Annotated in this window: 26 protein-coding genes; 19 read left to right on the top strand and 7 right to left on the bottom strand. The window is 62.8% G+C overall.

Annotation, left to right across the window (positions count from 1 at the left end):
- Positions 1-309: 309 nt before the first annotated feature.
- Together fabI and NKH33_RS01130 are read left to right on the top strand one after the other, a co-directional pair.
- Entirely contained in the window at positions 310-1131 is an 822-nt protein-coding gene (gene fabI / locus NKH33_RS01135) for an enoyl-ACP reductase FabI (RefSeq protein WP_352449903.1), read from the top strand.
- Positions 1132-1162: 31 nt separating this feature from the next.
- Complete coding sequence (locus NKH33_RS01130) at positions 1163-1750, top strand: histidine phosphatase family protein (RefSeq protein WP_352456876.1); 588 nt, start codon at positions 1163-1165, stop codon at positions 1748-1750.
- 63 nt (positions 1751-1813) lie between these two features.
- On the opposite strand, the gene NKH33_RS01125 is transcribed toward NKH33_RS01130, so the two are convergent.
- Positions 1814-2077 (bottom strand): DUF1344 domain-containing protein, encoded by a 264-nt coding sequence (locus NKH33_RS01125; RefSeq protein ID WP_023716902.1) that lies wholly within the window; start codon positions 2075-2077, stop codon positions 1814-1816.
- Between the two features lie 275 nt (positions 2078-2352).
- Between NKH33_RS01125 and aroC the strand changes: the two genes are divergently transcribed.
- Complete coding sequence (gene aroC / locus NKH33_RS01120; RefSeq protein ID WP_352470666.1) at positions 2353-3453, top strand: chorismate synthase; 1101 nt, start codon at positions 2353-2355, stop codon at positions 3451-3453.
- A gap of 152 nt (positions 3454-3605) precedes the next feature.
- On the top strand, positions 3606-4706 hold the full coding sequence (gene ribB / locus NKH33_RS01115; RefSeq protein ID WP_352449900.1) for a 3,4-dihydroxy-2-butanone-4-phosphate synthase: 1101 nt from the start codon (positions 3606-3608) through the stop codon (positions 4704-4706).
- Between the two features lie 58 nt (positions 4707-4764).
- Here the strand turns inward: ribB and NKH33_RS01110 are convergent, their stop codons facing one another.
- Entirely contained in the window at positions 4765-5988 is a 1224-nt protein-coding gene (locus NKH33_RS01110) for an MFS transporter (protein ID WP_352917986.1), read from the bottom strand.
- 118 nt (positions 5989-6106) lie between these two features.
- On the opposite strand from NKH33_RS01110, the gene NKH33_RS01105 reads away from it, so the two are divergent.
- The 7 genes from NKH33_RS01105 (at position 6107) to NKH33_RS01075 (ending at position 11881) form a co-directional block, all read left to right on the top strand.
- Positions 6107-6760: a TetR/AcrR family transcriptional regulator gene (locus tag NKH33_RS01105; protein ID WP_352470664.1), complete on the top strand. Its 654-nt coding sequence runs from the start codon at positions 6107-6109 to the stop codon at positions 6758-6760.
- 133 nt (positions 6761-6893) lie between these two features.
- Positions 6894-7820, top strand: a complete 927-nt coding sequence (locus tag NKH33_RS01100) for a histone deacetylase family protein (RefSeq protein ID WP_352470663.1) — start codon at positions 6894-6896, stop codon at positions 7818-7820.
- A 3-nt stretch (positions 7821-7823) separates the two neighbouring features.
- A complete protein-coding gene (locus NKH33_RS01095; protein ID WP_031211056.1) occupies positions 7824-8075 on the top strand; it encodes an exodeoxyribonuclease VII small subunit in 252 nt (83 codons plus the stop codon).
- A gap of 109 nt (positions 8076-8184) precedes the next feature.
- Positions 8185-8451, top strand: a complete 267-nt coding sequence (locus tag NKH33_RS01090) for a DUF2277 domain-containing protein (RefSeq protein WP_023716908.1) — start codon at positions 8185-8187, stop codon at positions 8449-8451.
- Positions 8452-8460: 9 nt separating this feature from the next.
- Positions 8461-9381 (top strand): pirin family protein, encoded by a 921-nt coding sequence (locus NKH33_RS01085; protein ID WP_352540104.1) that lies wholly within the window; start codon positions 8461-8463, stop codon positions 9379-9381.
- A gap of 81 nt (positions 9382-9462) precedes the next feature.
- Positions 9463-11376, top strand: a complete 1914-nt coding sequence (dxs, locus tag NKH33_RS01080) for a 1-deoxy-D-xylulose-5-phosphate synthase (RefSeq protein ID WP_352470661.1) — start codon at positions 9463-9465, stop codon at positions 11374-11376.
- 211 nt (positions 11377-11587) lie between these two features.
- Entirely contained in the window at positions 11588-11881 is a 294-nt protein-coding gene (locus NKH33_RS01075; protein ID WP_352449894.1) for a hypothetical protein, read from the top strand.
- Positions 11882-11908: 27 nt separating this feature from the next.
- Here the strand turns inward: NKH33_RS01075 and NKH33_RS01070 are convergent, their stop codons facing one another.
- Positions 11909-12310, bottom strand: coding sequence for a GFA family protein (locus NKH33_RS01070; protein ID WP_352917984.1), 402 nt, complete (start codon positions 12308-12310; stop codon positions 11909-11911).
- A gap of 175 nt (positions 12311-12485) precedes the next feature.
- On the opposite strand from NKH33_RS01070, the gene NKH33_RS01065 reads away from it, so the two are divergent.
- From NKH33_RS01065 to NKH33_RS01055, 3 genes are all read left to right on the top strand, one after another.
- On the top strand, positions 12486-13265 hold the full coding sequence (locus NKH33_RS01065) for a TlyA family RNA methyltransferase (protein ID WP_352470660.1): 780 nt from the start codon (positions 12486-12488) through the stop codon (positions 13263-13265).
- Complete coding sequence (locus NKH33_RS01060) at positions 13262-14503, top strand: class I SAM-dependent RNA methyltransferase (RefSeq protein ID WP_352470659.1); 1242 nt, start codon at positions 13262-13264, stop codon at positions 14501-14503. The genes NKH33_RS01065 and NKH33_RS01060 overlap by 4 nt, the downstream gene beginning before the upstream one ends.
- A gap of 75 nt (positions 14504-14578) precedes the next feature.
- A complete protein-coding gene (locus NKH33_RS01055; RefSeq protein WP_352470658.1) occupies positions 14579-14950 on the top strand; it encodes an antitoxin Xre/MbcA/ParS toxin-binding domain-containing protein in 372 nt (123 codons plus the stop codon).
- A 54-nt stretch (positions 14951-15004) separates the two neighbouring features.
- Here NKH33_RS01055 and NKH33_RS01050 read toward each other — a convergent pair whose 3' ends face one another.
- From NKH33_RS01050 to NKH33_RS01035, 4 genes are all read right to left on the bottom strand, one after another.
- Positions 15005-15394 (bottom strand): type II toxin-antitoxin system VapC family toxin, encoded by a 390-nt coding sequence (locus NKH33_RS01050; RefSeq protein ID WP_023674128.1) that lies wholly within the window; start codon positions 15392-15394, stop codon positions 15005-15007.
- Positions 15381-15656, bottom strand: a complete 276-nt coding sequence (locus tag NKH33_RS01045; RefSeq protein WP_352449889.1) for an AbrB/MazE/SpoVT family DNA-binding domain-containing protein — start codon at positions 15654-15656, stop codon at positions 15381-15383. Before NKH33_RS01045 ends, NKH33_RS01050 begins: the two co-directional genes overlap by 14 nt.
- Before the next feature lie 151 nt (positions 15657-15807).
- Complete coding sequence (gene tldD / locus NKH33_RS01040) at positions 15808-17220, bottom strand: metalloprotease TldD (RefSeq protein WP_352470657.1); 1413 nt, start codon at positions 17218-17220, stop codon at positions 15808-15810.
- A gap of 127 nt (positions 17221-17347) precedes the next feature.
- Positions 17348-17872 (bottom strand): invasion associated locus B family protein, encoded by a 525-nt coding sequence (locus NKH33_RS01035; protein WP_352449887.1) that lies wholly within the window; start codon positions 17870-17872, stop codon positions 17348-17350.
- A 372-nt stretch (positions 17873-18244) separates the two neighbouring features.
- On the opposite strand from NKH33_RS01035, the gene coxB reads away from it, so the two are divergent.
- The 5 genes from coxB to NKH33_RS01010 all read left to right on the top strand — a co-directional run bounded on the left by coxB (position 18245) and on the right by NKH33_RS01010 (position 22639).
- Entirely contained in the window at positions 18245-19123 is an 879-nt protein-coding gene (coxB, locus tag NKH33_RS01030) for a cytochrome c oxidase subunit II (protein WP_352470656.1), read from the top strand.
- 38 nt (positions 19124-19161) lie between these two features.
- Positions 19162-20814, top strand: a complete 1653-nt coding sequence (gene ctaD, locus NKH33_RS01025; protein WP_352470655.1) for a cytochrome c oxidase subunit I — start codon at positions 19162-19164, stop codon at positions 20812-20814.
- 76 nt (positions 20815-20890) lie between these two features.
- Positions 20891-21835 (top strand): heme o synthase, encoded by a 945-nt coding sequence (locus NKH33_RS01020; protein ID WP_352470654.1) that lies wholly within the window; start codon positions 20891-20893, stop codon positions 21833-21835.
- Positions 21832-21999, top strand: a complete 168-nt coding sequence (locus tag NKH33_RS01015) for a cytochrome c oxidase system small membrane protein (protein ID WP_023674135.1) — start codon at positions 21832-21834, stop codon at positions 21997-21999. Before NKH33_RS01020 ends, NKH33_RS01015 begins: the two co-directional genes overlap by 4 nt.
- A 7-nt stretch (positions 22000-22006) precedes the next feature.
- Positions 22007-22639: a cytochrome c oxidase assembly protein gene (locus NKH33_RS01010; RefSeq protein WP_352449884.1), complete on the top strand. Its 633-nt coding sequence runs from the start codon at positions 22007-22009 to the stop codon at positions 22637-22639.

Here is a 22639-nt window from a genome sequence, read left to right as displayed (position 1 = left end):
CGGTCGTTCGATGTAAGCGGTCCCATTGTCGGCTCGGGGTCATGAGCGTGACTTCGGCCGCTGGCCAACGAACTTCCGCCAAAGGGTCCTCTTCCGCCGTGCCACACGGACACCCAGTGTCGGATTTTCCCACCGGCCCATGACTGCAAGGTCAAAGCGCTACAGCGTCCTTTGCACGTCCAAAGGACGCGCGGCGCTGTTGAGCAAACGCTTTTGTCCCCCGAACTGTCCGCTTTGAACGCTTGAAGGGGCACTGTGGCTGTGCGATAGGCACTCCACAAAGCAGAGAACCTTTCGGAGAGCGCTGACATGGCGGGTGGACGGGGCCTTATGGCCGGCAAGCGCGGCCTTATCCTTGGCATCGCCAACAATCGCTCGATCGCTTACGGCATCGCCAAGGCCTGTGTCGACCATGGCGCCGAGATCGCGCTGACCTATCAGGGCGAGGCGTTCAAGAAACGCGTCGAGCCGCTCGCGGCGGAACTGGGCGCGCATGTCGCCGGCCATTGCGACGTGACCGACCCGGCCAGCCTCGATGCGGTGTTCGAAAATGTCAGCAAGCACTGGGGTGGCAAGCTCGATTTCCTCGTCCACGCAATCGCCTTTTCCGACAAGGACGAACTGACCGGCCGCTATGTCGAGACGACGCGCGACAATTTCCTGCGCACCATGGATATTTCGGTCTATTCCTTCACCACCATCGCCAAACGTGCCGAGGCGCTGATGACCGACGGCGGCTCGCTGCTCACGCTGACCTATTACGGCGCGGAAAAGGTGATGCCGCACTATAACGTCATGGGTGTTGCCAAGGCGGCACTCGAAGCCAGCGTGCGCTATCTGGCCGTCGATCTCGGCGCCAAGAAGATCCGTGTCAACGCGATCTCCGCCGGCCCGATCAAGACGCTTGCCGCATCCGGCATCGGCGATTTCCGCTATATCCTGAAATGGAACGAATACAATTCGCCGTTGAAGCAGACGGTCACGCAGGAGGAGGTTGGCGATTCCGGCGTCTATTTCCTGTCCGACCTTTCGCGCGGCGTCACCGGCGAGATCCATCATGTCGATTCCGGCTATCATGTCGTCGGCATGAAGGCGGTCGACGCGCCGGATATTTCGACGGTCAAGGACTGACGCCACCGCCTGACCTCTTCCGGAAGACCTGATGTACCCGCTCGTCTATATCGTGCGCCACGGCCAGACGGCGTGGAACGCCGAGGCCCGGCTGCAGGGGCAGGCCGATACCGACCTCAACGAGCTCGGCCGCGAGCAGGCTAGCCGCAACGGGCGCAGGCTGGCCGAACTCATCGACAAGCCCGAAGATTTCGATTTTGTCGCCAGCCCGATGCGGCGCACGCGCGAGACGATGGAGCGCCTGCGCGCGGCGATGAAGCTCGATCCGCACGCCTATCGTACCGAGCCGCTGCTCGTGGAATTGAGCTTTGGCGACTGGCAGGGTTTCACCTTTGCCGAACTCGAGGCGAACAATCCCGGTTCGACCAGGCGCCGCCGCCTCGATAAATGGAATTTCCAGCCGCCCGGCGAGGGCGCCGAAAGCTATCAGATGCTGCTCGAACGGGTGAAGCCGTGGTTCGACGCGCTCGATCGCCAGACGGTCTGCGTGACCCATGGTGGCATCATGCGCGTAATGTTCCGCTTGGTACTGGGGATGTCCGAACAAGATGCGGTCAGCATGGAAGTGCCGCAGGATCGCGTGCTCAGACTGGACGGCCGGCGCCTGGAGTGGCTCTGAGACCGATGACCTAGCGTATGTTGAGATCAGGTCGGGCCGGCATCAGCTGAATATCGACGCGTCCTACTCGGTCGATCCGGTGTCCGGCAATTCCATGTCGGTGACGACGTTCTCGCCATTGGTCACGTCGTAGGCGAGGACGATGTCCATGCCTGGCTTCAGCGCATCGAGGTCGGTTTCGGCGTTCAGCTTGTAGGACTTGCCGTCGTCCAGCGTCAGCGTCAGCGCATCCTTGTCGACCTTCTTGATCAGGCCTTCGGTCTGGCCGGCGAAGGCGGCGGTGGAAATCAACAGCGTGGCGGCAACAGCGCCAATCAGGATACGCATCATCGTCCTCTTTAATCATTGCCGGTACAGCGGCTCGGTCCAACGGAACGGAACTGAGCAGAAACCAATCGAATGTGTCAAAACTAAATCCGCGGGATCACAGTTTGACCACTGTGGAAAACGCCAATAGAAGGCAGGCGACAGTGTCGCGCGTCCTCCTGGACGCGCAAGGGACGCTGTAGCACTTTTGATTTTGTGCATGATCCTTTCCGAAAATCGCTCCGATTTTCGGGGTCATGCGCTAGGCCGGCTCCGACGCCGGCAGGGCTGGTTCCATGTCGCACAACACGTTCGGCCATCTTTTCCGCGTCACCACCTGGGGCGAAAGCCATGGGCCGGCGCTGGGCTGCGTCGTCGACGGCTGTCCGCCAGGCATCCGCTTCACTCGCGACGAGATCCAGGCCGAACTCGACAAGCGCCGCCCCGGCCAGTCACGTTTTGTAACGCAGCGTCGCGAACCTGACGAGGTCAAGGTCCTGTCCGGCTTCATCCTCGATGAGGACGGTGAGACGATGGTCACCACCGGCACGCCGGTGTCGATGCTGATCGAGAACGTCGACCAGCGCTCCAAGGACTATGGCGACATCGCCCGCCAGTTCCGGCCGGGCCATGCCGATTACACTTACGAGGTCAAATACGGCCTGCGCGATTACCGCGGCGGCGGTCGCTCCTCGGCGCGTGAGACGGCGGCGCGGGTGGCGGCCGGGGCGCTTGCCCGCAAGGTCGTGCCCGGCATGGTGGTGCGCGGCGCGCTGGTGTCGATGGGCGATAAATCGATCGATCGCGCCAATTGGAACTGGAATTTCGTCGGCGACGCCGAAAACCCGTTCTTCACGCCTGATCCGGCGTCCGTCGCCGTCTTCACGAAATATCTGGACGGCATCCGCAAGGCGGGCTCCTCGGTCGGTGCGGTCATCGAGATCGTCGCCGACGGCGTTCCGGCGGGGCTTGGCGCGCCGATCTATGCCAAGCTCGACCAGGACATCGCCGCCGGCCTGATGTCGATCAACGCCGTCAAGGGCGTCGAGATCGGCAACGGTTTCGAGGCCGCCCGCATCACCGGCGAGGAGAATGCCGATGAGATGCGCATGGGCAATGACGGCAAGCCGGTCTTCCTGTCCAACAATGCCGGCGGCATCCTCGGCGGCATCTCGACCGGCCAGGCGATCGTCGCGCGTTTCGCCGTCAAGCCGACCTCGTCGATCCTGACGCCGCGAAAGTCGATCGACAAGGACGGTAACGACGTCGAGATCATGACCAAGGGCCGGCACGATCCATGCGTCGGCATCCGCGCCGTACCGATCGGCGAGGCGATGGTTGCCTGCGCCATTGCCGATCATTATCTGCGTCATCGGGGACAAACGGGAAGGGAGTAGGGGAGTAGGGGAGTAGGGGAGTAGGGGAGTAGGGGAGTAGGGGAGTAGGGGAGTAGGTTACGCAGCTCCCACGACAGCATTTTTTCCTTTTCCCTACTCCCGTACTGCCCTACTCCCTTACTCCCCTGTTCCCGCGAGCGAAGCGAGCACACATGCCTTACGACCAGAAGAAAATCGTCGAAGCCCTGCGCGCCTTCGAGCGCGGCGAGATCGTCGTCGTTATGGACGATGACGGCCGCGAGAACGAGGGTGACCTGATCGTCGCCGCCGTCCATTGCACGCCGGAAAAGATGGCGTTCATCGTCCGCAACACGTCGGGCATCGTCTGCACGCCGATGCCGCGCGAGGAAGCAAAGCGGCTCAACCTGTCGCCGATGGTGGCTGACAATGATTCCGCCCACACCACCGCCTTTACCGTCAGCGTCGACTTCAAGCACGGCACCACGACCGGCATTTCGGCGGACGACCGGACGCTGACGGTGCGCAATCTCGCCAACGGCAATGTCGGCGCGTCCGATTTCGTGCGCCCCGGCCACATCTTTCCGCTGATCGCGCGCGAAGGCGGCGTGCTGATGCGTTCGGGCCATACCGAAGCCGCTGTCGACCTCTGCAAGCTCGCCGGCCTGCCGCCGGTCGGCGTCATTTCCGAGCTGGTCAATGATGACGGCACCGTTATGCGTGGCCCGCAGGTGCAGGCCTTCGCCGAAAAGCACGGGTTGAAGCAGATCTCGGTTGCCGACCTTATCGGCTACCGGCAACGCAAGGAAACGCTGGTCGAGCGCGTCGCCTGTTCCGACATCGAGACGCCGGGCGGCAAGGCGCAGGTCTTCACCTACACGCTGCCCTGGGACTCCATGCATCACGTGGCGGTCGTCTTCGGCGATATCCGCGACGGCGTCGAGGTGCCGGTGCGCCTTCATTCCGAGGACGTGGTCAGCGACGTCTTCGGCACCAGCCACAGGCTGGACGCCATCATGAAGGCAATGGGCGAGCGCCAACGCGGCGTCATCGTCTATCTGCGCGAAGGCTCGGTCGGCGTCGCCCATCAGGAGCGCAAGCGGCCGGCTGCCGGCGACCGCGAGGACCATGAAGAGGCTCGTCGCCGCGAAAACGAATGGCGCGAGATCGGCCTCGGCGCGCAAATCCTCAAGGATCTCGGCATTTCCTCAATCAATCTGATCGCCTCGCGCGAGCGCCATTATGTCGGCCTCGAAGGTTTTGGCATCCACATCGCCAAGACCGAGATTCTTTAGGCCATTCTCACGGTGCTGGTATGCGTCCGGCCCCGGCTCGGGCCGAACGCACCGGAAACTATTCCGCAGCGACCGCGGCTGCGTCGCATGCAGGCATGTCGCAGTTCGGCGCGGCAAGGCTGCGCTGGCCGGCGAGCACGATGACCAGCGCGATTGTGCCCGATGCCACCGATACCCAGAACCCGTTCTGCGCGCCGAAAGCGTCCACTACCCAGCCGGCGGCGAACGAGCCGAGCGCCATGCCGATGCCGATGCCGGTCATCACCCAGGTCACGCCCTCGGTCAGCACCGCCTCGGGCACGCGCCGTTCGATCAGGCCAAATGCCGTGATGAAGGTCGGCGAGATTGCCACGCCGCTGACGAAGACGGCCAGTGCCAGCAGCGGCACGGTGTCGGCGACGAGCAGCGGCAGCGAGGTAAGCGCAATGATGGCGATTGCGATGGCAAGCTGAATCTGCAGCGGCACTTTCAGGTTCAGGGCGCCGATGATGATGCCGACGACGAACGATCCGAGCGCGTAGACGCCGATGACGAAGCTGGCGGCGCCCGGCTGGGCAAGCTCCTTCGTGATCGCCACGGTGCTCACCTCCGTGGTGGCGAAGGTCGCGCCGATGAAGATCAGGGCCAAGGTGATGATCTGGACCGGCCGCAGCCGGATTGCCGAGCCGCCCGAACCGTGTTCCACCGGTCGGGCTCGCGGTTCGGTCGAACGCTGCAGGATGAAGGCCGTCGAACCGAAGGCGAGGAACAATGTGCTCGCGAGCACTCCCGCTTCCGGGAAAAGCGCGACGCTCAGCCCTACCGACAGCGATGCGCCGGCGATGTACACCAGTTCGTCCGCCGCCGACTCGAAGGCGAACGCCGTGTTCAACTCGGGGCGGTTGCGAAAAATCTCGGTCCAGCGTGCGCGCACCATTGCCGGTATGCTGGGCATGATGGCGGCGAGCAGCGCCGAGACGAATAGCGTCCATATCGGCCAATGCTGATTGGCCGCTGCAATCAGGATCGCAAAAGCGAGCGTGGAAATCATGGTGGTCGGCACCACAATCCGCGTCTGGCCCAGGCGGTCCACGAGTCGCGATACCTGCGGGGCGACGAAAGCGTTGGCCAGCGCATATGTCGCGGAGACGGCACCGGCCAGCCAGTATTCGCCATCGGTCTGCGACAGCATCGCGACGATCCCGATCGGAGCCATGGCCATCGGCAGCCGGGCAACGAAGCCGGCGGCGGCAAAGCCCTTGGCGCCCGGCGCGCGCAAGATCTGGGAATAGGGATTTTGCATGGTCTGGTTCCTCGACAACGGCCGGTTCGGCGATTACATACGTGGCGTATGAGTTTAAATAGATCATACGCGGCGTATGTCAATTGGCATACGAGACGTATGTTAATAGGGCCAGAGCATGCATAGACCACGCAAGGAGATGATTGCCGAAACCCGCGCCAAGCTGATCGGAGCGGCGCGCCAGGCCTTCGGCACGCTCGGCTATGCCGAAGCCTCGATGGATGACTTCACGGCATCGGCCGGGCTGACGCGCGGTGCGCTCTATCATCACTTCGGCGACAAGAAGGGCCTACTCCAGGCGGTTATCGCCGAGATCGACGCCGAAATGGCAGCCCGGCTGAAGGTCGTTTCGGCCAAGCCGGGCAATCTCTGGCAGGGCTTTGTCGACGAATGCACCGCCTATATCGAGATGGCACTGGAGCCGGAGATCCAGCGTATCGTGCTTCGTGACGGGCCGGCGGTGCTCGGCGATCCATCGCAATGGCCAAGCCAGAGCACATGCATCCGCTCGATGACGGAGAGCCTGCAAAGACTGAGCGACGAGGGGACAATTCTCGCCGTCGATCCCGAAGCCGCGGCAAGGCTGGTCAGCGGCGCCTCGTTGCATGGGGCGCAGTGGATCGCAAATTCGAACGATCCCGAAGCGACGTCGAAGAAGGCAGTGAAGGCGTTCAAGGTTCTTCTGGAAGGGCTGCTCAATCGCACCGGCAAGCTGCCTAAGCCTGATCGATCGTCAGCGAAGCAGCCCCAGATTGACCGATCACCGGCCTGAGGTCATTCTTTTCGCCGATCCCAGGCGGCTCGCGGTGGGCTCAGCCGACGCCGGTTGCCTAAACCCTGTTGAACATCGCCTCACCAGCGCGCGAAAACATGGCCAAAGCGGCGAGGCGCGCCTATATCGGGGCATGGTCACGCGACTTTATACCCACCCGATTTTCCTCGAGCACATAACACCGCCCGGTCATCCGGAGCGGCCGGACCGTTTGCGCGCCATAGAGCGTGTGCTTGACGACGAGGCGTTCGCGGCGCTCGATCGCGTCCAGGCGCCGGAAGGCAACGAGGCAACCATCCTCTACGCACATCCGCCCGAATTCGTCAAACGGGTCCGTGCAGCGATACCGGACACCGGCATCGCCCGTATCGATGCCGACACCACCGCCAGCCCGAAGAGCTGGCAGGCGGCCGTGACCGCGATCGGCGCAGCCAACGCCGCGGTCGACGACGTCTTCACCGGCCGTGCCGAAAACGTCTTCGTCGCCGCACGGCCGCCCGGCCATCATGCCGAAAAGACCACCTCCATGGGTTTTTGCCTGTTCAACACCGCCGCGATCGCGGCACGCTACGCGCAGAAGAACCATGGCGCCGACCGTGTCGCCGTCGTCGACTGGGATGTACATCACGGCAACGGCACGCAGGACATTTTCTGGGACGATCCATCGGTGCTCTATTGCTCGACACACCAGATGCCGCTTTACCCGGGAACCGGGGCTGTGAGCGAAACCGGCGCCGGCAACATCGTCAACGCGCCGCTGGCGCCGCAGAGCGGCAGCGATAGTTTTCGCGACGCCTTTCTGTCACGCATCCTGCCGGCGCTCGACAATTTTGCGCCCGATCTCATCATCATCTCCGCCGGTTTCGATGCCCACCACCGCGATCCGCTGGCCGAGATCAACCTGACTGAGGATGATTTCGACTGGGCGACCGGCCAGTTGCTCGAACGAGCCGGGCGCCATAGCCGCAACCGGCTCGTCAGCGTGCTCGAGGGCGGCTACGATCTGCAGGGATTGGCATTTTCAGTCGCCGCCCATGTTGGGCGGCTGATGAAGGGATAGATGATGGCTGGTGAGACCAACGAGGACGTCAAGGCGATGAGCTTCGAGCAGGCGCTCGAGGCGCTGGAGAGGATCGTCGACGATCTGGAGCGCGGCGACGTTCCGCTCGACCAGTCGATCCGCATCTACGAGCGCGGCGAGGCGCTGAAGGCGCATTGCGACCGGCTGCTGAAGGCGGCCGAGGACAAGGTCGAGAAAATCAGGCTGTCGCGTGACGGCAAGCCGGTGGGGACAGAGCCGTTGGACGCGGATTGAGGCGCGGCGTCGAACGACAATTTTGCTTACCGGCTTTGGACATCTTCACGATTGAGGGTAAAACTCATCCCGTTTGAAACGGCTCCAGGACGAGAGGAGATTGCGAAGGATGTGCAGAAACATCAAGACCCTGTTCAATTTCGATCCGCCGGCAACCAATGACGAGGTCCGCGATGCCGCACTTCAGTTTGTCCGCAAGCTGAGCGGAACGACGCGGCCGTCGAAACAGAACCAGCATGCGTTCGACCATGCCGTCGAGGCCATTGCCGCCTCGGCGCGCGAATTGCTCGACAGCCTCGAGACGACGCAGCATCCGCGCAATCGCGAAGAGGTGGCGGCCAAGGCGAAGGCCAAATCCGCACTTCGCTTCGCCTGAGGGGACCGCGTGAGCTTCTTTCCCGGAAACGATCCGCAGATGGGCGATGCCTTCGCCAGCGATCAGATCGAGCTGATGGTCATTCCGAATGCCAAGGATATTGGCGGATTTCAGGTTCGCCGCGCCCTGCCGACGGCCAGGCGCCGGCTGGTCGGACCCTTCATCTTCTTCGACCGCATGGGTCCAGCCGTTCTGCGAGCGGGCCAGGCGCTCGACGTGCGTCCGCACCCACATATCGGCCTGTCTACGGTGACTTACCTGTTCGACGGCAAGATCAGGCACCGCGATTCGCTCGGCACCGAGATGGTAATCCAGCCCGGGGACGTGAATTTGATGACCGCCGGCCGTGGCATCGTCCATTCGGAGCGCACGCCGGAAGAACTGCGCGGCGCGCCGATGTCGGTTTCCGGCCTGCAGACATGGCTGGCGCTGCCGGACGGCAAGGAGGAGGTCGCGCCGGTCTTCGAGAACACCGCAGCCCTGCGCCTGCCCGAAGTCGAGGCCGAGGGGGTCAGCGGCCGTGTGATCATCGGTGCGTTTTCCGGACTGCGCTCCCCGGTCGCCACCGCTTCGGACACGCTTTATGCCGATCTCAGGCTGGCGCCGGGTGCCAGCGTGAAAATCCCGGCCGATGCCGAGGAGCGCGCCATCTATACGCTGGAAGGCGAGGTTTCGATATCCGGTGACCGCTTTCCGGCCGAGCGGCTGCTGGTCTTCCGGCCCGGCGACGAAATCGTTGTCTCATCGGAACGCGGCGCCCATTTCATGCTGTTTGGCGGCGCCTCGCTCGGTTCGAAACGCTATATCTGGTGGAATTTCGTATCGTCCTCAAAGGAACGCATCGAGCAGGCGAAAGAAGAATGGAAGACAGGCCGCTTCGATATCGTTCCTGGAGACGAGCAAGAGTTCATCCCGCTGCCCGAAAGCTGATGCGCGTTACCGCCACATTTACATTCGCCGGCCAGCGGCATATTTCACGATGAACAGAAAATCTGACCAGGCTCGCAAACAGTGAACGCAAAGCCCGATACGCCGCTTCTCGACAAGGTCCGCGTCCCAGCCGATTTGCGCACGCTTGCCGAAGGCGACCTGCCGCAGCTTGCGTCAGAGCTTCGCGCCGAACTGATCGACGTCGTTTCCCACACCGGCGGCCATCTCGGCGCCGGCCTTGGCGTGGTCGAGTTGACCGTCGCGCTGCACTACGTCTTCAACACGCCGGACGACCGGCTGATCTGGGACGTCGGCCACCAGGCCTATCCGCACAAGATCCTGACCGGCCGCCGCGACCGCATCCGCACGCTGCGCCAGGAGGGCGGCCTGTCCGGCTTCACCCGTCGCGTCGAGAGCGAATACGATCCGTTCGGCGCAGCCCACTCCTCGACCTCGATTTCAGCCGGCCTCGGCATGGCGATGGCGCGCGATCTGTCCGATGGCCGCAACAATGTCATTGCCGTCATCGGCGACGGCGCCATGTCGGCCGGCATGGCCTATGAGGCGATGAACAATGCCGGCGCACTCGATGCCCGGCTGATCGTCATCTTGAACGACAACGATATGTCGATCGCTCCGCCGACCGGCGCAATGAGCGCCTATCTGGCCCGTCTGGCGTCGGGCAAGACCTATCTGGGCTTGCGCGATTTCGGCAAGAAGCTGACGTCGTATCTCGGCGAGCGCGCCGATCGCGCCATCAAGCGAGCGGTCGAGCATGCGCGCGGTTACGTCACCGGCGGCACGTTGTTCGAGGAAATGGGGTTCTACCACATCGGCCCGATCGACGGTCACAACCTCGAGCACCTGATCCCGGTGCTGAAGAACGTCCGCGACAATGCCGACGGCCCGGTGCTGATCCACGTCGTGACCCAGAAAGGCAAGGGCTACGCCCCGGCCGAGGCAGCGGCCGACAAATATCATGGCGTCAACAAATTCGACGTCATCACCGGCGCCCAGACCAAGGCGCCCGCCAATGCGCCGAGCTACACCAAGGTGTTTGCCGAAAGCCTGATCCAGGAGGCCCGAGAGGACGACCGCATCGTCGCCATCACCGCCGCCATGCCGAACGGCACCGGGCTTGACCTGTTCGGCGAAGCGTTTCCGGCGAGGACCTTCGATGTCGGCATCGCCGAGCAACATGCGGTGACCTTCGCCGCCGGTCTTGCCACGGAAGGCTTCAAGCCTTTCGCGGCGATCTACTCGACCTTTCTGCAGCGCGCCTACGACCAGGTCGTCCACGACGTGGCGATCCAGAAATTGCCGGTGCGCTTTCCGATCGATCGCGCCGGCTTCGTCGGCGCCGATGGTGCCACCCATTGCGGCGCCTTCGACACGACCTTCCTGGCGACGCTGCCCGGTTTCGTCGTCATGGCCGCGGCCGATGAGGCCGAGCTGCGCCATATGGTACGCACCGCTGCAAGCTACGATGACGGCCCGATCGCCTTCCGCTACCCGCGCGGCAACGGCGTTGGTGTCGAGATGCCGCAACGCGGCTCGGTATTGGAGATCGGCAAGGGCCGGATCGTCAGGGAGGGCACCAAGGTTGCGCTGCTTTCCTTCGGCACCAGGCTGCAGGATTGCCTGGCCGCGGCCGAGGAGCTTGGCGCGGCCGGGCTTTCGACCACGGTCGCCGATGCCCGTTTTGCCAAGCCGCTCGACGAGGACCTGATCCGGCGGCTGGCCCGTTCACACGAGGTGCTGGTGACGGTGGAAGAGGGCGCGGTCGGCGGCTTCGCCAGCCATGTGCTGCAGTTCCTGGCCCATGAAGGGCTGCTGGAGAGCGGCTTGAAGGTGCGCCCGCTGGTGCTGCCCGACACATTTGTCGACCATGCCAAGCCGGAAAAGATGTATGCCGATGCCGGGCTGGACAGCGCCGGCATCGTGCGCACCGTGTTCGTGGCGCTGGGGCATACCGCGCAGGCCCAGCGCGCCTAGTTTTTAGACGCATTTCCGGCGACGCCGAAGCGATTCAACTTGGCTGCAAGATGCTAGCCTGAATCAATATCTCAACTGCCTGAATCAAATTGCCGGCGAACAGTCGTAACCTGCTGTTTACGCTGCCGTTTGGCGATTTGCTTACCGTGTCCTTTGGCCGTTCTTCAACGCTGCCCTGCTAGAAGGCAACCAGGCAGGGGAAAGAAGACCAATGAGATCGCTTTTGGGCGGCATCGCGCTTGCGGCCATCTTCGCCGCGTCGGCCGGGGCCGAAACGCGCTACGACCGCAAACTCGAAGAGGCGGTGATGGGCATCGTCGCCGGCAAGATCGGCGAGATCCGTGGCGGCTTTTCCTACAAGCAGGCGCCGCAATTTGTCGTCATGCCAGATACCTCACCGAAGGCGTCAATTTCCGTTGACCGGCCGCGCCCGCAGGTGTTCGGCGACAGCAGCGACGGTCTGACGCCGGCCGTCGAACGGCGGGTTTCGCGGACCATATTCTAAAGCATGATCCCGAAGAGACTCTAGAAACTAGAACCACATATCCCGCACACAGCGACCATCTCTCGGCAAATCCTCGAATGCATCGAGACCATCGAAATGGTCGATCGGGAGATCGGCGACGGCCTCGGGCGGCGCAAGCCTCACATTGACGGCGATGCGGTAGCGCCCAGCCGCATCGGGATGCAAACCGCGCCAGGCCAGGACGCAAGCGCAGGTTGGGCAGAAGAGAATCTCAAGCGAAGGATGAGCCTTTCCGACGCGCCGATAGGCGCTTACGGGCCCGGCAAGGCGGATGCGTTCGTCGACATGGTCATAAGCCCAGAGCGTGCCGTAGCGACGGCAAAGTGTGCAATTGCAGGCAGTGATCGAACCGGGATCGCCCTCCGGGGTCCAGTGGGCTGCGCCGCAGTGGCAGGTTCCCGTCAGCATGTTTCCTCCTCCACGTTTCGACGGCTAAACGGCATCTCTTTCTTAGCATTGCGTCGGATCTCGTGCGAGGTTCGACAAACAGCGGAGTGGCTTGATGCGTTCACCCGTTGCCAACTATGCATTGTCTCATCGCCAATATCCTTGCCATCATCGTTGGCATTCGCCATGAAGGCCGATGACTTCCCTTCCGCCAGCCAGCATACGCCAGCGGCTCGACGAATTGCTCGTCCAGCGCGGTCTGTTTGCCAGCCGCTCGCGTGCCCGCGACGCGGTCGAGCGCGGCACCGTGACGGTCGATGGCATCGTCGCCCTCAAGCCGGGCCAGGCCGTTCTGCCTGAGTGCAACATTGTCGTTGACGATCCGGCGCAGGGTTACGTGTCGCGCGCCGCACTGAAGCTGAAGGCTGGTCTCGAGCATTTCGCCCTCGACCCCACCGGCAGCGAAGCGCTCGATGTCGGCGCCTCGACCGGGGGCTTTACGCAGGTGCTGCTCGAACGCGGCGCGGCGCATGTCACCGCGATCGATGTCGGGCACGGCCAGATGCACTCCGACATTGCCGGCGATCCGCGCGTGACGGTAATTGAAGGCCTGAATGCGCGCCAACTATCGGCCGCCGATCTCGGCGGCCGTGTGCCGGATTTCATCGTCTCGGATGTCAGCTTCATATCGCTGAAACTGGCGCTGCCGCCGGCGCTTGCCTTGGCCAGGAATGGCGCAAAAGCTGTGTTTCTGGTCAAGCCGCAATTCGAGGCCGGCCGCGAGGCGATCGGCAAGGGCGGCCTGCTTAAGGACCCCTATGATGCGGCGCGCATTGCCGGCCTGATGCAGGACTGGCTCGATGCCATTCCCGGCTGGCGCTCGCTGGGGCTTCATCTGTCACCGATAGAGGGCGGCGACGGCAACCGCGAGTTCCTGCTCGGCGGCATCAAGGACGTCGAGACCCAGAAGCGATGAGCACCCGTTTCACGATCGCAAGGTTGGGCTCGCAGGGCGACGGCATCGCCGAGACGGAAACCGGCGAGATTTTCATTCCGTTCGCGCTGCCGGGAGAGGTCGTCACCGCCGCGCGGGAGAAAGATCGCGCCACCTTGATGTCGGTCGTTGAGGCTTCGCCGTTGCGGGTCGATCCGCCGTGCCGGCATTTCGGCGCATGCGGCGGCTGCGCCGTCCAGCATCTCGAGACTGAAGCCTATCACCGGTGGAAGCGCGAAAAGGTCGTGCATGCGCTGAAGAGCAAGGGCATCGCTTGCGATGTCGGGGCGCTGGTGCCGTGCGCGCCGCACACGCGCCGCCGCGTCGTCTTCACCGCCCGGCGGAGCGAGGCGGGAATGCAGTTCGGCTTCGTTCGCGCGCTGTCATCCGAGATCATCTCGATCGAGGAATGCCCGATCTCGGCGCCGCAGATCGTCGCTGCGCTCGACCGTTTGAGGATGCTTGCCGGACTGATCTGCACCACGACCAAATCGTTCCACATGGCGGTGACGGTGACCGGCTCCGGCCTCGATGTCGCGGTTCACGATTCCGGCAAGCTCGGCGAGAACCAGCGCCGCGTCGCTTCCAACTTCGTCATCGCCGAGGGGCTGGCCAGGCTGTCGGTCGACGGCGAGATCATTATCGAACCAAACAAACCGGTCGACCTGTTTGGTGGCGTCGCCGTCGCAGTGCCTCCGGGCGCTTTCCTGCAGGCGACCGAGGCTGCCGAACAGGCGATGGCCAACATTGTCGGCCAGCATTTCGCGCGCGCCAAAAAGGTCGCCGATCTGTTCGCCGGCTGCGGCAGCTTCGCGCTGCGCCTGGCCGCAAGATCGGAGGTTCATGCGGTGGAAGGCGATGCGGCAGCACTCGCGGCGCTCGACCGGGCATTCCGTTTCGCCAGCGGCCTGAAGCGGGTGACCGGCGAACGTCGCGACCTGTTCCGGAGGCCGCTCACATTCAAGGAGTTGAATGCCTTTGACGGCGTTGTCTTCGACCCGCCTCGCGCCGGCGCCGAGGACCAGTCGAAGCAGATCGCGCGCTCCTACGTGCCGCTCGTCGCTGCGGTGTCTTGCAATCCGGTAACGCTGGCGCGGGACCTACGCATCCTCATGGACGGCGGCTATACCCTGAAGAGCGTGACGCCGATCGACCAGTTCCTGTGGTCGCCGCATGTCGAGGCCGTGGCGCTGTTGGAGAAGCCGAGACGAAGACGCTAGCAGCCAGGGCCTGAAACGCGCACCAAAAAAGCACATTTTTAGCGCACGTCGTTCAGACCGTGCTAGGGAATTGCCATGAGCACCGCAGCCTTCGAAATTTCGCCATCGTGCTTCGGCGAGGAGCGGGCGCCGTTTCTCTCGCCAAGGCGGGTCGCTGAACTGCTAGGGGTCAATACGACAGAACTGGCGGGGCTGACCGGTCTCGCGCGCAACACGCTTGCCGCCGAGTCCGGTGCGCGCAAGGTCGACGCCGCATTGAGTCCCATCGTCCGTATCCTGGCGATGGCCGGCGAGATGGCCGGTGATGAACATCGTGCGGCGATCTGGTTCAAGCATCAGCCGATCCCCGGTTGGGCCGGAAAGACCGCCTACGATCTGGTTCGCGAAGGCAAGACGGACAAGGTGCTTGCCTATCTGGAGGCAGTCCGCTCCGGCATCTATGCCTGAAACCAGGCTGACCCTGTGGCGCGCTTTTGTGCCGCGCTGGGCCGCTGTGAGCTGCTATGCTTCTTGCACGCGTTCGTATCCGGCCGCCTTCGCGGCCCTGACGAACTTGCGGTCAAAAGTCGCGAAGCCAGCGCAGTGAGCGGACTTGCCCAGATGCAGCGCATCAGCGAAATCCAACCCCTGTTCCGAGAGGTCGAGCGCGGACGACACGACCGCCCCGTCTTCCACCTCTACCGTGGGAAGCCCGCTAAACACCCGTAGCGTACGGGCGATTTCAAGCGGCGCAAAACCGTAGGCGCTGCGCAACACCCATTCGACTTCCAGCATCACCGTGACGGCGACAAAGACCGGCTGGCTATCGATCAGCGCCCGGGCGCGGGAAGACTGCGACGGGTGATCGCCCGTCAGGTAGCGGACGATCAGGTTGGTATCAATTGCGAGCATGGCGCCGCCGCGCTTCGGCGAGCACGCCCGCGTCCATTTCCTCCAACGTCTTCGGCCTGCCACTATAGCGCAGCGATCCAAACACGTCCTCTGGCCGTGTCTCGGCGAAGACTGGCGCAGGCTTCAGTAGCACGCCCTCCGGGGTATCCTCGACCAGAAGGCGTGTGCCGGCATGCCATTCCCTCCGTTTCCGGATCGCGCTGGGCAGGATGACCTGTCCCTTGGTCGAGACCGTAGTTACGAGCTTCTTTGCGGCAGCCATCTGCGCACGTCCTTAGGTGTAAGACGAATGTAAGATAGTCGAAGCTCTCCGCAAATTCAAGGCGCAAGCTACTCCTACTTAAAGCGATGACAAGGCAGTGGGCGACGGGGATTGGTTGTTCCGGAGCGGCGATAATTCGGCGTCAACTCCATCAAACCCTGGTGCCGCCGACTGTCATCTGGTTCATCCTGAGATGCGGCTGGCCGACGCCGACCGGCACGCCCTGTCCGGCCTTGCCACACATGCCGATGCCGGTGTCGAGCTTCATGTCGTTGCCGATCATCGCCACACGATGCATGGCATCCGGCCCGTTGCCGATCAGCATGGCGCCCTTGATCGGTTGCGTCACCTTGCCGTTCTCGATCATGTAGGCTTCGGTGCAGCCGAACACGAACTTGCCCGAAGTGATGTCAACCTGGCCGCCACCGAACGACACGGCATAGATGCCGTTCTTGACCGAGGCGATGATCTCGTCCGGCTCCATGTCGCCCGCTGTCATGTAGGTGTTGGTCATGCGCGGCATAGGCTCGTGCGCGTAACCTTGGCGTCGCCCGTTGCCGGTGGCTTTCATGCCCATCAGCCGGGCGTTCTGGCGGTCCTGCATGTAGCCGACCAGCTTGCCATCGTCGATCAGCACGTTATGGGCCGATGGCGTGCCCTCATCGTCGACGGTAAGCGAGCCACGCCGCTCGGGCAGGGTGCCGTCGTCAACGACGGTGACGCCTTTCGCCGCCACCTGCTGGCCAAGCAGGCCGGCAAAGGCCGACGTCTTCTTGCGGTTGAAATCGCCCTCCAGCCCGTGGCCGACGGCCTCGTGCAACATGACGCCCGGCCAGCCGCTCGACAGCACGATGTCGAAAGTGCCGGCAGGTGCTGGAACCGCTTCGAGATTGACCAGCGCTTGCCGCAATGCCTCCTTGGCCGCGTGCCGCCAGCTGTCCTCGATCAGGAATTCACCAAAATCCTTGCGGCCTCCCATGCCGTAGGAGCCGCTCTCCTGGCGGTCGCCGTCGCCGACCACCACCGACACGTTGATCCTGACCAGCGGACGGATGTCGCGCACCATCTGGCCGTCGGCGCGCACGATCTCGACATGCTGCCAGGAGGCGGCGAGCGATGCCGTCACCTGCCTGACGCGCGGATCCTCGGCCCGCAGCCATGCATCGATTTCCTGAAGCAGCTTGGCCTTGGCCTCGAAGGAAGGCGAGGGGATAGGGTTTCCGTCGCCGTAGAGATGGCGGTTGGTGCGGGCAGGCGCTGCGGCAAGCGTACCGGAATAGCCGCTCTTCACCGTCGAAACGGCATCGGCGGCGCGCAGCAGCGAGGCTTCGGAGAGATCGCTGGAATGGGCGTAGCCGCTGGCTTCGCCGGCGACGGCACGCAGGCCGAAACCCTGGTCGGTGTTGAAATTCGCGGTCTTCAGCTTGCCATTGTCGAACATCAGCGATTCGCTTTCGCTATATTCGAGAAACAGTTCGCCGTCGTCGGCGCCGTTAATAGTCTCGGCAACGATTTGCTTGATGCGATCGTCGGAAATGTCAAATTGGCCGATCAGGCTGTTCATGGCAGGTCCATTCGCAGGAGGATTGTTTCCCACGATGTAGGCGCGAAGGCCCGCACAGACAATCTGAAATGAGATTTGCCGTGACCCGGCCGGTCAACATCACTGGATCGTGCTACAAGACCCAGTCTCAAGGCAGGGCGGCGAAGCCGTCGGCGAAACCCTTGAGGTCGACGGGAATGCCGATGCCCTCTTCCGGCGTCTGGAAGACGATGAAGGTGGCGGACGTACCGGTCTTCAGCGTGTCGAGCAGCGGCTTTTCCAGGATGACCTCGGCATAGCAGCCGTCCTGGAAACAGCGCACGAAATAGGCGCGGCCGATATCCTTGCCGTCGACATTGAGGCCGAGGCCGTTGGGCAACAGCACGCCGAGCGGCGCCAGCACACGCAGGATTTCGGCCTTGTTGTCGGCTGTGCGCAGCACGACGACGGAAAGACCCATTTCCGGACGGTCCTCGGCGACGACGTTCTGCATCATCACGCATTGTTCGGATGTAGCACCGGCGGGCGTATCGCAGATGATCGACCACGCCCCATGCGTTGACTTCACCGTGCCGCTTGGCTGCGCGGCATTGGCCAGGCCGGCACCGGACAAGCCTATTGCGGCGGCAACAAAGATGACCTTCGCCAAGGTTCTCGAAAGCCAAGGGTTCATGACGGCTCCATTGCGAATCACGGCACTTTAAGCCGCACTAAACCCAAGTAAAGGACGAGACCCCGGCGATCTGCCCCGACACAGGCGACAATGCGCTTTTCAGTGCCAATTTCGCCCTAATTGCGACGGCTCCGCACGCCGCGCGGCTCATTCTACCCGGATGCCGCTCTGGTGATTCGCGGCGAGCCGTCACCGCACGAAGCCAGCGCCGCACTTGCGCGCAAAAATGCCGCACGGGTTCCGGCGCTCCTTTCTTGCGGAGGCAAATAGAGTATGGTTTGAACCAGCCTTGAATTGTCCGGGATTCCCGTCCCGGCCATTGTTCGACATTCTTGCGGTCCGATCGCGAGGAACTGGGAGATGACGAGGGCGATGAAAAAATTCCTGGCAACCGCCAAAATCGTAGCTAGTGCCGCCGCCGCGTTGTTTGCCGCTGCATCCGCTCATGCAGCCCAGCCCCAACCTTGGGAAACCAGTTTTCAGCCTCCGGCGACCGACATTATGCGGCAGATCGAGTGGTTCGGGAACTACTCGTTCGCGTTCATCATTGTGATCACCGCCTTGGTGCTTTTCCTGATTGCCTACTGCATTTTGCGGTTCCGGGCGAGCGTCAACCCGACGCCGTCGCGCACCAGCCACAACACGCTGATCGAGGTCATCTGGACTGTCGGTCCCGTCGTCATCCTGCTCTGTCTCGCCATTCCCTCGTTCCAGCTGCTGACCGCGCAATACACGCCGCCGGAAGAAGCCAAGCTGACCGTCAAGGCGACCGGCAATCAGTGGAACTGGGACTACGAATACCAGGTCGACAACACGCTTTCCTTTAATTCCGCGATCCTTCAGGATGCTGACAGGGCTGCTGCCGGCAAGGAAGATCGCGCCGCGTATCCGCGCCTGCTCGCCGTCGACAATGAGATGGTGGTGCCGGTCAGCACCATGACCCGCGTGCTGGTGACGGCGACCGACGTCATTCACGCCTTTGCCATGCCGTCCTTCGGCATCAAGACCGACGCGGTGCCGGGCCGCATCAACGAGGTCTGGTTCAAGGCCGACAAGGAAGGCCTCTATTACGGCCAGTGCTCGGAACTCTGCGGTAAGGACCACGCCTTCATGCCGATCGCCATTCGCGTCGTCTCCGATGCACAATACAAGACCTGGCTGGCGGCAGCCAAAACCGACCTTCCCGGCGCCAACAAGGCGCTGATGGCCGAGGTCGATGGCACGAACAAGGTAGCGGCCGCCGGCAATTGATGCCGCGACCAGAAAAGATTCAGGGAACGGAGCCGACCATGGCGCACGCTGCAGCTCACGACGACCACGACCACAAGCCGTATCATGGCTGGGTCCGGTGGGTGTATTCGACCAACCACAAGGACATCGGTACGCTTTATCTGATCTTCGCGATCATGGCGGGCTGCATCGGTGGCGCCTTGTCGGTCGTCATGCGCATGGAATTGCAGGAGCCGGGCATCCAGATATTCACTGGCCTGGCGCAGATGGTCTACGGCATGAATGGCGACGCCGCCATCGACGGGGGCAAGAGCATGTACAATGCTTTCACCACCGCGCATGCGCTGATCATGATCTTCTTCATGGTGATGCCGGCGCTGATCGGCGGCTTTGCCAACTGGATGGTGCCGATCATGATCGGCGCGCCGGATATGGCCTTCCCGCGCATGAACAACGTCTCGTTCTGGCTGCTGCCGCCGGCTTTCATCCTGCTGATTTTCTCGGCCTTCGTCCCGAGTGCGCCCGGCGCCTACGGCGTCGGCGGCGGCTGGACGCTTTATCCGCCATTGTCGACATCGGGCCAGCCCGGACCGGCCATGGACCTGGCGATCCTGTCAATCCACATCGCCGGCGCCTCCTCGATTCTTGGCGCCATCAACTTCATCACCACCATCTTCAACATGCGCGCGCCCGGCATGACCATGCACAAGATGCCGCTTTTCGCCTGGTCTGTGCTGATTACCGCCTTCCTGCTGCTTCTGTCGCTTCCGGTGCTGGCCGGCGGCATCACCATGCTGTTGACCGACCGCAATTTCGGCACCACCTTCTTCGCCCCGGACGGTGGCGGCGATCCGATCCTGTTCCAGCACCTGTTCTGGTTCTTCGGCCATCCGGAGGTCTACATTCTGATCCTGCCGGGTTTCGGTATCATCAGCCATATCATCTCGACCTTTTCGAGGAAGCCGGTGTTCGGCTATCTCGGCATGGCCTATGCGATGGTAGCCATCGGCGCGGTGGGCTTCATCGTCTGGGCCCACCACATGTACACGACGGGCCTATCGCTCGACACCCAGCGCTATTTCGTCTTCGCCACCATGGTCATCGCGGTGCCGACGGGTGTGAAGATCTTCTCGTGGATCGCCACTATGTGGGGCGGGTCGATTTCGCTCAAGACCCCGATGCTGTGGGCGATCGGCTTCATCTTCCTGTTCACTGTTGGCGGCGTCACCGGCGTGCAGCTGGCCAATGCCGGCCTCGACCGCCCGCTGCACGACACCTATTTCGTGGTCGCGCACTTCCACTACGTGCTGTCGCTGGGCGCGGTCTTCGCGATCTTCGCCGGCTGGTACTACTGGTTCCCGAAAATGACCGGCTACATGTATTCGCCGGTGATCGCGAACACCCACTTCTGGGTCACTTTTGTCGGCGTCAACCTGGTCTTTTTCCCGCAGCACTTCCTCGGCCTTTCCGGTATGCCGCGTCGCTATATCGACTATCCGGATGCCTTCGCCGGCTGGAACATGGTGTCGTCCTACGGCTCGTACATCTCGGCTATCGGCGTCGTCATCTTCCTGTTCGGCGTCTTCGAGGCGTTCCAGAAGAAGCGGGTCGCCGGCGCCAATCCTTGGGGCGAGGGTGCGACCACGCTGGAATGGCAGCTGCCTTCGCCGCCGCCGTTCCACCAGTGGGAACAGTTGCCGAAGATCAAGTAGGCGGTTGCCTCCTTTAATACGGAGCCGCCGGCCGACCGGCGGTTTTGGCCAACGGAATGATGGACTTTAAGTACGCATGGCCCTTGCCGAAGACAGACTGATTGACGAGCCGGGCTTCCGCATGTCGGAAGCGACGGCGGGCGATTTCTTCGCCCTGCTGAAGCCGCGCGTCATGTCGCTGGTGGTGTTCACTGCGTTTGTCGGCATGGTCGCCGCTCCGGTGACCATCAATCCGCTGCTGGCGGTGATCGCGATCCTAGCTATTGCCATCGGCGCCGGCGCCTCCGGTGCGCTCAACATGTGGTATGACGCAGACATCGATGCGGTGATGACGCGCACCGCCGGCCGTCCCGTGCCGGCCGGCCGTATCCGGCCAGGCGAGGCATTGAGTTTCGGGCTGGTGCTGTCGGTTCTGTCGGTGATGACGCTCGGCGTGCTGGTCAACTGGTTGGCAGCATCGCTTCTGGCCTTCACCATCTTTTTCTATGCCGTCATCTATACGATGTGGCTGAAGCGCTGGACGCCGCAGAACATCGTCATCGGCGGGGCTGCCGGTGCCATTCCGCCGGTCATAGGCTGGGCGGCGGTAACCGGATCGGTCAGCCTCGAAAGCTTGGTGCTGTTCCTGGTCATCTTCCTGTGGACGCCGCCACATTTCTGGGCGCTCGCGCTGTTCAAGTCGGAGGACTACGCCAAGGCAGGCATTCCGATGATGCCGAATGTCGCCGGCCAGGCCTCGACCAGACGCCAGATCTTTGCCTATGCGCTGGTCCTCGCGCCGGTTGGCGTGCTGCCCTGGGTTCTCGGGTTCACCACGCCGGTCTATGGCATCGTTGCATTGCTGCTCGGCGCCGGCTTCGTCTGGTATGCGTGGAGGGTGCTGCAAATGGCCGATGACGACCGGGCGATGAAGCCGGCCAAGGCCTTGTTCGGCTATTCGCTGCTCTATCTCTTCGCCATCTTCGCCGCCTACCTTGGCGATTGTGTCGTCGCGCGCGCGCTGACCATTGGTGGAGCATGAGCATGGCCGAAAAGAAGCTTGAACTGGTCACGTTGACCGAACGTCAGCAGAAGGCCCGCCGCAATCGCTCGGCCGCAATCGGTTTCGCGCTGGCGGCGCTGGTCGTCATATTCTACGTCGCGACCATCGTGAAATTTGGTCACAGTTTCCCCGGCTCGATGTGAGCTCACAATGACCAGGCAAACAGTCACCGATCCTAAGAAGAAGAATACGAACCGTGTCGTCGCCGGCGTCTGCATCGCGTTCTTCGGCGGCATGATCGGCATGGCCTACGCCGCGGTGCCGCTCTACGCGATGTTCTGCCAGGCGACAGGCTACGGCGGCACCGTCAAACGGGCGACCCAGCAATATGCCGATCGGGTGCTCGATCGCGACATCACCATCCGCTTCGACGCCAACACCGCCGGCGTTCCCTGGCAATTCCAGCCGGTCGCCCGCTCGATCACCATCAAGATCGGCGAAACCGCCGAGGCGCATTTCAGCGCGACCAACAAATTCAACCGTCCCATCACTGGACGCGCCACCTTCAACGTGCAGCCGGAACTGGCCGGACCTTACTTCAACAAGGTCGAGTGTTTCTGCTTCACCGACACGACGCTGAAGCCGGGCGAGACACTGGACATGCCGGTCGTCTTCTATGTCGATCCCGACATCGTCAACGCGCCGGAATTGAAGGATCTGACGACGATTACCCTGTCCTACACGATGTTCCCGGTCGACAAGACCAAGCCGGTCGCATCATCGGTGCCGGCCGACGGCCGCCGCAACAAGATTTCAGATACCGAAGCAAGCCTCGGGGGTTGA

Origin of the sequence: Mesorhizobium sp. M1182 (assembly GCF_040318335.1) — a bacterium.
Taxonomy (GTDB): domain Bacteria; phylum Pseudomonadota; class Alphaproteobacteria; order Rhizobiales; family Rhizobiaceae; genus Mesorhizobium.
Note: the sequence above shows the minus strand (reverse complement) of the source record. Positions and strands in the feature narration are given on the sequence as shown.